Genomic DNA, 12126 nt, shown 5'->3' with positions numbered 1-12126 from the left:
AGAGAAAGTGGTTTAGGTTGTTGTGTGATTCCACAATGTCGGGAAATGCGCGTTTGACGACATTGACTGAAAAGTTGATTTTTGCTGAAAAATAACCTAGCATCGTCAATTTAACAAACCTACCTCAAACTATTGGTATAAGTAGGTTGTGAGGCTTTCAAACCTCTGACATTTATTTAAAACTACTCGCACTGTTCTCTAACAGCGATCGCAAATCATCCTCAGCATTCTTTTTGGCGATTATCAGCGCGGCGAATAGGTTTTTATCAATAACGCACTGAAAAAATTTGTTCAACAGTTAGATTTAAATCTGGAAATGTTGGCGACTCTATGGGGTCGTCTCCTCTAAACTGTTTACCACGATATTCACCCTCATCACTTAAAGAGTAAATTGTGATTGTTGGCTGTTTGGGGTCGCCTATCAATTCTTTGCTACCCAAAGCAGCATAATCCACAATCCAATATTCTTGAATACCCATTTCTTCATAGTCAGCAAACTTTTTATGATAATCATCTCTCCAGTTAGTACTGACGACTTCAATCACTAATGGAATTGAATCTGGTTTACTAAGGATAGATTGTTTCTCCCATAATGGTTCATTAGCCAAGTTAGAAAAATTCATTAATAAAACATCAGGATAGTACCCAGACATTTTATTTTCTGGCTTCACTGTGGCGGTTTTAGGTATACCGTAATAAAGTTTAAGACGAAGACACTCATACCCTAAGATCATTGTTAAAAATGCTACTATTTGCTCATGCTTGCCTGATGGTGGCGGCATTTGAATAATATCTCCATCGTGTAATTCATAACGAATGTTTTCCGGTTGTGTTTCTAAAAACTCTAAATATTCATCAAAGGTAAATAGTTTTTGTAGTGATTGAAAACACGGGGGCATGGCTGCGGGGGTTGTCTCTTTCATGTTGGAGTTACTTGAACGTGAAAGCTATGATAGTAACGCATTGTACCGTATTTTTATTTTCTTTTTTGTTTAAGTCCCATTAAGGCGATCGCTCTCAACTACTTCTGCTCAGTAAAAAATACATTAGACCTCTTGCATAAATCTAAAATAAAAACCCCACCCCGCCAAAGCTGCGCTTTGTCTCCCCTCCCCAAAGCATCGGGGAGGGGTTGGGGGTGGGGTGTTAGGCAATACAGTTCGGATAAGACTTGATCCCCCCAACCCCCCTTAAAAAGGGGGGCTAAGAATTGCTTGCTCTATTTCCCCCTTTTTAAGGGGGACTAAGGGGGATCTTTAGGACTATGCACCTTGGCCGAGCCGTATTGGGGTGTTGGGAACTTTTGCAAGAGGTCTACTCAATATTATTTGGTGATATTTTTAATACTCTTTCATAAATTGAAATTAAGCTAAAAAACTTGAAACCTAATATGAGTATACATTTTGGCAGTTAGTATGAAAACTTTTTAAAAAACTGGCAGTATAATCGGTGACTGACAACCTGCAATTTATTTATCACTAAAAGGCAAGGCTATTTATGTCAGACCAATTCACCTTTACCGTTACCAATGAAAGCGAACAAGCAATCACAGAGTTGTGGGTATCTGTCGATGATGAAGAGTGGGCATCATTTACATTGAGTGATTCAGGGATTCCATCGGGTGAAACAGCAACAATTGCTTGGGCTGAATATACGAATAGTTCGCCCTGTGAATGGTACATCTCTGCTGTATTTGAAGATGAATCAGAAACGGAGTCAGCCCTATTTAACTTTTGTGAAGAACCAGCTTTAACAATCGGATAAATTTCCCACTGCGATCGCGCTTGAGGTATGATTGCATATCGACTCTAGCCATAAAAACAAAAGCTCTACCTCGAAAGCATCTAGGTGGAGCTTGATCTTAGAATTGATATTGGCAATACCAGATAATGGTGTAACAGGCGATCGCTTTTCCCCTTTTAGAAACAACCATCCATAAAACGTATCCCCTCAGATTTTGTGATTTGCCGTTCGCAAAATACTTAAAGCCACCGCCTCGGCCACCTTAATACCATCAATACCCGCCGAGAGAATTCCCCCTGCGTATCCCGCGCCTTCACCAGCCGGATAAAGCCCGACTGTATTCAAACTCTGATAATCCTCATTGCGTTTAATCCGAATCGGTGATGAAGTGCGGGTTTCCACCCCAGTCAACACAGCATCCTCCATCGCAAATCCTTTAATTTGTTTGTCAAAAGCGGGAAGTGCTTCCCGGATGGCAGCGATCGCATAATCTGGTAAACTCTCACTCAAATCACCCAAATGTACCCCAGGTGTATAAGACGGCTTCACAGTGCCTAACGCTGTAGAGGGGCGATGGTTGAGAAAGTCTCCCACCAACTGTCCTGGAGCTTCATAAGTCCCACCGCCCAATTCAAAAGCCTTTTCTTCCAAGCGCCGTTGCAAGTCAATTCCGGCTAAGGCATTTCCCGGATAATCTTCGGGGGTAATACCCACAACGATCGCACTGTTGGCATTGCGCTCATTCCGAGAGTATTGGCTCATCCCATTGGTGACAAGTCGCCCCGGTTCTGATGCGGCTGCAACTACCAAGCCCCCCGGACACATACAGAAACTATAGACGGAACGACCATTTTGGCAGTGGTGAACTAGTTTGTAATCGGCAGCACCTAAAAGCTTATGACCAGCTTGAGCGCCAAAACGACATTGGTCGATGAGAGACTGGGGATGTTCGACCCGAAAGCCGATGGAAAAAGGTTTAGCCTCGATGTAAACTCCGCGATCAAATAGCATAAGGAAGGTATCGCGGGCGCTGTGACCTACTGCCAGAACTACATAATCGCTGACGATATATTCCCCACTGGCGAGGGTGACTCCCCGCACCTGTCCATTTTCGATATTGATATCTTCCACCCGACTTTCAAAGCGAATTTCACCACCGAGGGATTCGATTTGGGCGCGGATACTTTGGACGATTCCGACTAGTTTGAAGGTGCCGATGTGTGGTTTGTTGATATAGAGAATTTCTGGTGAGGCTCCCGCATTGACGAGTTCAGTTAACACCTTGCGTCCATAATGCTGAGGATCTTTAACCTGACTGTAGAGTTTGCCATCAGAGAATGTACCTGCCCCACCTTCGCCAAACTGGGCATTAGATTCCGGGTTGAAGTCTGATTTTTTCTTCCAAAAGCCAAAAGTATCAACGGTGCGATCGCGAACTTTTTTGCCACGTTCTAAAATGATTGGACAAAAGCCCATTTGTGCCAGCATCAAACCCGCAAACAAGCCACAAGGCCCAGTACCAATGACGATGGGGCGAATCGGCAAATTGCTGGGTGCTTGTGCCACTGGGCGATAACTCATGTCTGGCGTGGCAATTACATGAGGATCTTTTTTCAAACGCTTGAGTAGATGAGTCTCCTGAGTCGTTTCTACATCCAGAATATAAACAAGGGTGATCTCTCCTTTTTTACGCGCATCGTAGCTACGCTTGAAGATGGAATAGCTGATCAATTCTTCGTCGGTAATTTGCAGCTTTTTGAGGATGGCAGACTTGATCTCATCTTCAGGATGATCAAGCGGGAGCTTTACTTCTGTTAGTCGTAACATAGCGAGGAGAAATTCATACTATCTTTTAAAATATTAATCAAAATCACTGTGGTGCGTTAGCATAGCTTACCGTGGGCATCGCTAATTTCCAGAGTTTAAACAAACGTGAGTTCGATAAATCTCTCCCTGCCTTAAACTAAAGTTTAAGTTTGTCGCTCTCCAATTCGGCTACGGTGTACACACAAGCCTAAAAATTTAGCTTGATAAGACTTTCCTTATTCTTATGCAATGGCATTGTCAATCGCTGCATTGGCATTGTCAGTCGCTGCATTGGCATTACCAGTCGCTGCATTGGCATTGTCAGTCGCTGCATTGGCATTGTCAGTCGCTGCATTGGCATTGCCAGTCGATGCATTGGCATTGCCAGTCGATGCATTGGCATTGCAGGTCAAGAGACTTGTGTGTACACTGGGGATTTCAAAGCCTCTCAATCTTTCGGGGCTACGGTGTACACACAAGTCGAAAAAAGCTCGATTCTCATTGTTTTCTCGTTCCCATGCAGAGCATGGGAATGGCTGATTAGAGGCTCTGCCTCCAGTTAGACATTGAGTCAGAGACTCAATGAATGCATTCCCAGTCGGAGACTCTTAACGAGTCAAGCCAAATCACGCAAGGTTTTTAGGACTTGTGTGTACACCGTAGCCGATGCTTTGGAGAGGGACAGGTTTTACGTAGTAAAAAACCAGGGTGAGGTTTCTCAGGGGCTGTGAGACTTACAGCAGAATTCAAGTATTTGAACCACATCTGTCGTAAGGGCACAGCATTGCTGTGCCCCTACCGCGTGGTCTATTCACCTGAAAATAGCTGTAACCATAAATTACGTTCAGAAAGACTTGTGTGTACACCGTAGCCGTGTTGGGAGAGGAATGGAAGCGGGGTTTTTAATATACTTTACGACTTTTCAAACATCCTCTATCATGTCCGCATAATTAGTTACGATTCCCACAGTCATTGCACCCCACCCCTTAATCCCCTCCCCGCAAGCGGGGAGGGGAGACAAAGCATAGCTTTGGCGGGGTGGGGTTCTTCGGGTTTAATAAGCAATCAAGCGGACATGATATTAGAGGTCTTTTGATGATCGCTACTTAGACAGATAACATACAACCCGTCGAACTCGCGTTAAACAAGACTGACAGCCGCCTCTAACATTCGTATTGTCCCAAGTTCAGCATCTATTTCCACTTCCAGACCGATTGGCAAAGTAAATTTATCCTTAATATGACCAATCATTGAACCATACCAAGCAGGAATACCTAAAGGAAGTATATGATCTTGCAATACTTGCATTAAGGTAAATGACGGTTCATCCCCAAGATGACAATTAGTGCATTGCCCAAAGATAAAGCCAGCAATTTGATTAAGTATCCCAGCAGTTTTTAACTGCGTCAGCATCCTATCTATACGGTAAACATCCTCGCCAATTTCTTCCACAAACAGAATGCTTTTGTTCCAAGAAGGTAGATAAGGTGAACCTACCATCGCTGATAGCACTGATAAGTTTCCACCCAGAAGTTTACCCCTAGCCTTTCCTGGTGCTATTGTCTGCACCCGCACTTCGCTAGGGTTGAGATTTTGCATAGTCACCGCTTCACCATTAAATAGGATGCGCTTGAAGTAATCCACTGTAAACTGATTCCAAGTAGATGTGGCAACTGGCCCATGAAAAGTAATCATCTGACTACGGGCATTAATTGCTAACAACAGCGTCGTAATATCGCTGTAACCGATGATAATTTTCGGATGGGAGCGGATCAGTGAGTAGTTGAGTAGGGGTAAAATGCGATTGCAGCCCCAGCCACCACGCATGGCAATAATTGCTTTTATGGTGCGATCGCTAAACATCAAGTTTACATCATCAGCGCGATCGGCATCTTTACCCGCTAAATAGCCGTAACGATCTAAAATATGCGTCCCCAGCTTGACTTTTAACCCTAACTGTGAAATTGACTTCTGCGCTGCTTCGATGTCTTTGGCGTCAACGATACCCGCAGGGGAAATCAATCCTACGGTATCGCCCACTTGCAGGCGGGACGGCTTGCGGATGGTGTTTGGGGATAGCTTACCTTGGGCGCTAAGTGATGGTATCTGGGTAACTAAGGTAGCTAGTCCAGAGATTGCGAGAAATTGCCGACGCTTGATAGTCATAACCATTGAGTTGGGGATTAGGGACTGTTTTCCTAATATCTAATACCCAGTTTTGTACAGAGTAGTTATAGCAAGCGTAAATCATTCGTCAACAACAAGATTCCTGATTTCTTATAGCGGTTTTCACTTGCGTGCAATAAGTCGGAATCTCACCCCGTATTTGCTAACGCAAACATTCCCCTCTCCTTGCCCTACGGTGTATACACAAGTCGAAAAAAGCTCGATTTCCCATTGTTTTCTCGTTCCCATGCAGAGCATGGGAATGGCTGATTAGGGGCTGCTGCCTCTAGTTATACATTGAGTCTCTGACTCAATGAATGCATTCCCAGTCGGAGACTCTTAACGAGTCAAGCCAAATCACGCGAGGTTTTTAGGACTTGTTTGTGTGTACACCGTAGCCTTTTAGGAGAGAGGTTTTCCACATAGCGTAAAAAGTCAGGTTTAACTGACATTAATACTAAACTTCTACCACCTCATCAACTAACCCATTAGTAGCAAATTTGCCATCAGTGTTTAATGAACCAGGGGTAAGATATATAAAATCTGCATTCCCAATTACAGGCAAAAGATGATCATATAATTGCATCGCCTGTAAACAACTATTAATACTAGAAGCTGCTGAATTATATCCGGCAATATTTTCTTCAACAACATTTAATAATCGGCGATTATTCGCAATTTTTTCTTCAGCTTCTTGTTCTAATGTTTTCTCTAAAAAAGCACGCGCCTGTGGGTACTGCTGCAAAATTTCATCTGCTTGCTGATCCGCCATTGGTAACAACTGAGTTTTGAGTGTTTGGTTAATGGTTTGACGGAAAGATTTACGAATAGTTTGGGAAACTTTGGGTTCAAAATCTAACTTCAATAATTGCCTAATTGCTGGTTCTGCTTCCACAATACTTTCAGCATCGTAACCTTGAGAAGTTTGTAATAAAGTCTGGCGAAATTGATATATAGAAAAAGTGCCTTCATCGTAAAATCTGGGACTTTCTCGTACAAAGCGATCGCACTCTACACTAGCAGCACTCACCAGCGCTTGAGTAACAACTTTTTCCACAGTCTTTATCGCTTGTTCAATTCCGCCATCATGATCTAATAAACGATATAACTGACGATAATATTCTGACTTGCGAATCTTTTCAATCAACCTCTGGAAATAATTCGCAATTACTTGCTGAGAAGATTCAACCAAAATATCTTCTAATTGATTTGCTAAGTAATAAAATGCCTCTACTAAAATAGCAATTAAAGGTGCTGTAGCATTGCGAGGATGGCTGATTGTCGCGCGTCGATAAGCCTCAGCTACAGAAAAGTTATCTAATAACTCATCTAAACGGCGAATCATTCGTGATTGCAATTGCTTAAAATCTGCTTCAAAAGCATCACAAGAATTATTAATTATATGGTTAACTTCTTCTGTTGTATGCTCATTAAATTCTCTACCAATTTGCTGGAGTTGCTGATTCAGCCGTTGCAACTCTTGCGCCTTCATCGTCTCAATTTCTTGGGGCTGACTATCTAAATTGCGTTGGACACTCAGATAATGTTTTTTCAGCTTAATACAAACATCTTCTAAATCATCAGCAAGATTTTTAAATAATTGGGGACGTTTTTCTTCTGTAAGATAGCGAGTAATAGCTGTGCGAAATTCCTCAGTGCTACTATCTTTAATTAGCTGTTCTATAAGTTCATTTCCCCAATCTCCCAGAATCCGCACATAATTTTGATTTGGGGTTTCATAGCCGTTAACAGATACACGAAATTTAGTGGAAGACAGCTTTCCTGAATTTACACAGTAGTTGTTAAATGCATAGACAAATTGTGGTGTTTCTTCTTTGCCATCTAAACCTTTAATACTTTCTGCGAAAACAGAATCTAAACCAAATCTATCTCCTTGGCTTGTCTGTTTAATCTGACTGCCATAAAATCCTAATAATCCACTCGTTTTATAAACCTTGCTTGTATTGTGAAACTGTCCACTAATTAAATCGTCTAATCTTTGCCGTAGTTGAGTATTGTACCAAGTTTCATCGATCCGGTTGAAGACATAGAAAACGCGATCGCGTACTCCCCCATTCTCCCGCATTAGTTCCAAAAGTTCTGTTTCTTCTTTTGTCATGTCACCCGCCGAAGCAGGTTTTAACACACACACCACCGCCGAAGTATCAGGATGTTGAATTTTGGTATAAGTTAGTTGGGCATCTTTCTCTACTGGCGCATCTATCCCAGGTGTGTCAATAATTACATTGCCATCTTGTAGCAAAGGATGATTACAGTAATATTCTATTCGCTTCAATACTGCACTATTACTACCACGACGGGCATATCCAGCCGCTTCCTTAAGGTTAGAAAAGTTAAATTCATCCATTGAATATGTAGCATTCATCACCGTGTTGATGCGATCGCTATTTGCTATATATCCCTCTAGCAATAACATTAACGCCTTCGCCTGTTTTGCACGTTCTGATTTACTCTCACCACCCTCCTGCTGCATAATCGCTTCAGAACCTTGACGTAGCAAGTTAATTACCTCAGCTTGGTTGATATTAGGTACTGTCTTAAATCCTAGCTGCTGGCACAAATAAGCTACTTGTTCTCGAATCTCTGCTTCACTTAAAAACGTTAAAACAACACGTTCTTTATCTACATCTGCATACTCAATTTTGCATTCTGTACCTGTAGCGTGTCCCTCGGCACTGTAGAGTAATTCCCTTTCTAATAGTGCATTGATTAGCATTGATTTCCCGGCACTAAACGCACCCGCAAACACAATCTCAAATTTGGGAGAAATCGCCTTACTTAAGGAAGTTTGTACAGGTGTAATATCTTGAGAACGTAGCGTTGGTTCTTGCTGTAAAAGTTGTAATATAGATTCAACCTGCTCTTTCAAATTTTTGCACTGAACCGGTAAATCTGACATATTCAGCATCCTGACATTATCTATATATAGGAATCATATTTGATTTCTGAAAAAATCTCGGTAGTCCTGTAGTGAACTGTCATGGGTGTAGGTTGGGTGGAGCGGAGCGCAACCCAACATCCTGATATATGTTGGGTTACACAAAGCCTCCACCCAACAAAAGTCTACGTCTAATGCACTATTAAAGCCTAGACAGTCCACTACGTGCATTTCAAAAATCAAATACTAGTCCTATATTAGTAATATTTATTGTCTTGATGGTTCAGTAAAATTCCTGAAAACTTTTATGCAGTTCAATTGCTGGATATTACTTAAAAAACTAATTAATGACTATTTAATAATGAAAGTTTTTGCGATCAGATTGAAACCCCACGACGATTTAAAACAAAGCTTAAAGAATTTTGTCAAACAGGAAGACATCAAAGCAGGGTTTATATTAAGTGCCATTGGTAGCCTAGAAGAAGCAAAAATTCGCTTTGCTAATCAAGACATTAGTACAGTAGTAACCGAAAAATTTGAAATCATCGCTCTCAACGGTACAATAGCAACAACAGGTGTACATTTGCACATAGCTATTTCTGATCGAGAAGGCAAAATTATTGGTGGACATCTCGACGATGGATGTATTATCTATACAACTGCTGAAATAGTTATTGGTGCAAGTGAGGAGTTTACTTTTAATAGAACTTTTGATCCACAAACAGGTTATCAAGAACTAGAAATTATCCCTGAGCATTCATAGTATAGTCGCATTAGAATCCAGTTGAGATAAGATTCAGGGCTATTTGATATTTTTACCTCTTTTGAGGTACTAATACAGGCAGTTTACGGGCATCGGCTACGAATTTGGCGTGTTGTCCCACAGTCAAAACATTAAATTGACTGGATATAATTTCTAAACTTTTGTTCACTATTGCCAGCTTTTTGTAAGTAGGGAGACTCATACCAGGGAAGAATGAGAGTTCTGGCACATCCTCTTGACTTACAAAGTCTGTAGGATGGAGTAGTAAAGAAGGCTGGACGCGTGTAAGTTTACACAGCCACAGGGCAATTCGCAGGTAGAGTAACGCCACTTCCGAAGAAAATGTACTCAAAAACATTATGTAACTAAAGTGAATTGGTATCTTAAAAATTGGCATGGTGGTAACGGGAATCTCAGTCAGTTTATCCTTACCCAGATGCCACTGGTAAGGTTTTAGAGGCTGCAAACCCTCTCTAAAACCGCCAAACAGAGCTTCCCGTTTTTTACGTTCTTCCTTGCTCAATTTACAGGTTATTAAATAATATGCTCGTGCTATGGGCCCCAAAAATGTGGGAAAAGTCGAAGCATCATATTCGTATCCCCGTCGTGCTAAGACTTTCAATACGGCTGGAGAAAAACTATATCCTGGCCCCCGGAAGCCGATAGGATGTTGATGAGTGACGCGCTTGATATGTTCTTCGGCCAGGGCCACCTCTTCTTCAATCTCATTCTCTGAATACAGATGTAGCCAAGGATCGTGATAGAATGAATGATTGCCAATTTCGTGGCCGGCGTTAGCGATCGCTTGTATTGCCTTAGTATTCTTTTCTAGCGCTGCATCTTGACCCACAATGAATACTGTGATTGTCAAATCCCATTGCTGGAGAATATCTAAGAAACGAGGTACTGCAATATCCAGGTAAGACGGAAAAGTCTCCCAACCCGGAGCGCCCTGATTTTTTAAATAAGACCAAATGTTATCCAAGTCTAAAGAAAGACTTGCTATTGGTCTGTTTTCTTTTTGCTTAATTTTCATTATCAGTTCAAGTATTTGGACAATTTTAAGCGTAAATTATAGTGTTAGATTTGGACTTTATCGGTCAAGTTTCATAGTTCGACTCAAGGCTGAGTTTAGGGCAAACCTCAAGCTAAAATGTTTTTTTAACCCACGGAGGTGGGTAAAGTCTCGTATAGCCGCGACTTCCAGTCGGCAGAACTAGTATGAATTGCGACTTTTCAAACATCCTCAAACCACCAGTTTATACCTTACACTTTTTCAGATTTTACAACCATCCATTGCGTCACCCCTGCCATTGCTCGCCACCCCAAAAATTTACCAATAGGTTCCGCCCGTTGGATGGCAATACGAGTTAAATCACCACCAACTCGTTCATGCCATTGAAATAAAGTTTGCTCACCCTCTACCGTCACCACATTTGCCACCAAACGCCCACCCGGCCGCAATGCTTCCCAGCAAACATCAAAAAGTCCCGTTGCTGTCACTCCACCACCAATAAAAATCGCATCTGGTGCTAGCAAGTCTTTCAGGGCATGGGGCGCTTTCCCTTCAATAATTTGCAGATTTGGAGTACCGAGAGTGGCAGCATTATCGGCAATATATAGTAATCTAGACGAGTTTTGTTCGATCGCGATCGCTCGACACCGAGCATTACTCCGCATCCATTCAATAGAAATCGAGCCGCAACCCGCGCCCACATCCCACAATAATCCTCCCGGTGTGGGTGCCAAAGCTGCTAGGGTGATTGCCCTAACCTCACGTTTAGTTAACTGTCCATCGTGGTGGTAGGCGTTATCTGGTAATCCTGGTAATCTTGGTAATGGGATAACCCCAGCATCAGCAATACAATAAACTGCGATCGCATTTAAAGCCGCAACTTCCGTTTCACTCCAAGATGCAGCCGTACCTTCCACAATTCTTTCTTCAGCGCCGCCCATACGCTCCAATACGGTGATTTTACTGCCACCATAGCCGCGATTTGTCAAAATTTGAGCAACAATGGCAGGTGTCTCCTTCCCCTGGCTCAAAATCAACAGCCGCGCTTTGGGATAAATGTAAGACTGGAGTAGGGAGGATGGACGACCATTCAAACTCAAGGTTTCCACCTCAGTTAAAGACCATCCTACCCTGGCACAGACGAGGCTGAAGGTTGAAGGTGCAGGGATAATCGTCATTTCCGAGACGGGAATTTGCCGCATCAAGGTGACACCAATGCCATAACACATCGGATCGCCGCTTGCGAGTACGCAGATTGACTGACCCCGACGCGTGATGATTTCTTCAACTGAAGCACCAATGGGAGATGTCCAGACTAGTTTCTCACGTTGGTCATCTGTAGGGAGCATCGATAAATGGCGATCGCCTCCCACAATTACTTTAGCTTGATCGACTAGAGAACGAGCGATCGCGCTTAACCCCTGTAACCCATCTTCCCCAATGCCGACGATAGAAAGCCATTTATCTGTCATCCTAATTGGGGTTCCTTTCCCCCTTCCCCCTCTTTTTCATCTTGCCGCCATAATAATTATTGGCAGCAAACTTTTAACTGACAATTCCGAGATTATTACCTCGTTCCCAGGCTCTGCCTGGGAATGCGATCACTGGGAGGCTCTGCCTCCTGTGTTTGACAGGAGGCAGAGCCTCCCACAAGAGCATTACAAGGCAGAGCCTTGTAACGAGAGGTAATACACATTTGGTTCTGTCTGTCAATGCGTAAGTCCTAACAATTAT

9 protein-coding genes are annotated in these 12126 nt (G+C 42.6%); 2 read left to right on the top strand and 7 right to left on the bottom strand.

Annotated elements, in window-relative coordinates; genetic code table 11:
* Positions 1 to 266 precede the first annotated feature (266 nt).
* Positions 267 to 923, bottom strand: a complete 657-nt coding sequence (locus V7K62_RS13640) for a Uma2 family endonuclease (protein ID WP_334864739.1) — start codon at positions 921 to 923, stop codon at positions 267 to 269.
* A gap of 574 nt (positions 924 to 1497) precedes the next feature.
* On the opposite strand from V7K62_RS13640, the gene V7K62_RS13635 reads away from it, so the two are divergent.
* Complete coding sequence (locus V7K62_RS13635; RefSeq protein ID WP_334864737.1) at positions 1498 to 1764, top strand: hypothetical protein; 267 nt, start codon at positions 1498 to 1500, stop codon at positions 1762 to 1764.
* Positions 1765 to 1950: 186 nt separating this feature from the next.
* On the opposite strand, the gene V7K62_RS13630 is transcribed toward V7K62_RS13635, so the two are convergent.
* From V7K62_RS13630 to V7K62_RS13615, 4 genes are all read right to left on the bottom strand, one after another.
* Complete coding sequence (locus V7K62_RS13630; RefSeq protein WP_334864735.1) at positions 1951 to 3570, bottom strand: NAD(P)/FAD-dependent oxidoreductase; 1620 nt, start codon at positions 3568 to 3570, stop codon at positions 1951 to 1953.
* Between the two features lie 221 nt (positions 3571 to 3791).
* The gene (locus tag V7K62_RS13625; protein ID WP_334864733.1) at positions 3792 to 3962 is read right to left on the bottom strand and encodes a hypothetical protein; all 171 of its coding nucleotides are present in this window, start codon (positions 3960 to 3962) and stop codon (positions 3792 to 3794) included.
* Positions 3963 to 4689: 727 nt separating this feature from the next.
* Complete coding sequence (locus V7K62_RS13620; protein WP_334864731.1) at positions 4690 to 5715, bottom strand: S66 peptidase family protein; 1026 nt, start codon at positions 5713 to 5715, stop codon at positions 4690 to 4692.
* Between the two features lie 457 nt (positions 5716 to 6172).
* Positions 6173 to 8635, bottom strand: a complete 2463-nt coding sequence (locus tag V7K62_RS13615; RefSeq protein WP_334864729.1) for a dynamin-like GTPase family protein — start codon at positions 8633 to 8635, stop codon at positions 6173 to 6175.
* A 340-nt stretch (positions 8636 to 8975) separates the two neighbouring features.
* Between V7K62_RS13615 and V7K62_RS13610 the strand changes: the two genes are divergently transcribed.
* Entirely contained in the window at positions 8976 to 9377 is a 402-nt protein-coding gene (locus V7K62_RS13610; protein WP_334864727.1) for a PPC domain-containing DNA-binding protein, read from the top strand.
* A 52-nt stretch (positions 9378 to 9429) separates the two neighbouring features.
* On the opposite strand, the gene V7K62_RS13605 is transcribed toward V7K62_RS13610, so the two are convergent.
* Positions 9430 to 10413, bottom strand: a complete 984-nt coding sequence (locus tag V7K62_RS13605; RefSeq protein WP_334864725.1) for a polysaccharide deacetylase family protein — start codon at positions 10411 to 10413, stop codon at positions 9430 to 9432.
* A 230-nt stretch (positions 10414 to 10643) separates the two neighbouring features.
* Positions 10644 to 11864: a precorrin-6y C5,15-methyltransferase (decarboxylating) subunit CbiE gene (cbiE, locus tag V7K62_RS13600; RefSeq protein WP_334864720.1), complete on the bottom strand. Its 1221-nt coding sequence runs from the start codon at positions 11862 to 11864 to the stop codon at positions 10644 to 10646.
* Between the last annotated feature and the right edge of the window lie 262 nt (positions 11865 to 12126).

Source organism: Nostoc sp. (genome assembly GCF_036917935.1).
Taxonomy (GTDB): Bacteria; Cyanobacteriota; Cyanobacteriia; order Cyanobacteriales; family Nostocaceae; genus Nostoc.
Note: the sequence above shows the minus strand (reverse complement) of the source record. Positions and strands in the feature narration are given on the sequence as shown.

Coding starts and splice junctions, on each gene's coding strand:
- V7K62_RS13640 (WP_334864739.1), bottom strand. CDS start 923: ATGAAAGAGACAACCCCCGCAGCCATGCCCCCGTGTTTTCAATCACTA.
- V7K62_RS13635 (WP_334864737.1), top strand. CDS start 1,498: ATGTCAGACCAATTCACCTTTACCGTTACCAATGAAAGCGAACAAGCA.
- V7K62_RS13630 (WP_334864735.1), bottom strand. CDS start 3,570: ATGTTACGACTAACAGAAGTAAAGCTCCCGCTTGATCATCCTGAAGAT.
- V7K62_RS13620 (WP_334864731.1), bottom strand. CDS start 5,715: ATGACTATCAAGCGTCGGCAATTTCTCGCAATCTCTGGACTAGCTACC.
- V7K62_RS13615 (WP_334864729.1), bottom strand. CDS start 8,635: ATGTCAGATTTACCGGTTCAGTGCAAAAATTTGAAAGAGCAGGTTGAA.
- V7K62_RS13610 (WP_334864727.1), top strand. CDS start 8,976: ATGAAAGTTTTTGCGATCAGATTGAAACCCCACGACGATTTAAAACAA.
- V7K62_RS13605 (WP_334864725.1), bottom strand. CDS start 10,413: ATGAAAATTAAGCAAAAAGAAAACAGACCAATAGCAAGTCTTTCTTTA.
- cbiE (WP_334864720.1), bottom strand. CDS start 11,864: ATGACAGATAAATGGCTTTCTATCGTCGGCATTGGGGAAGATGGGTTA.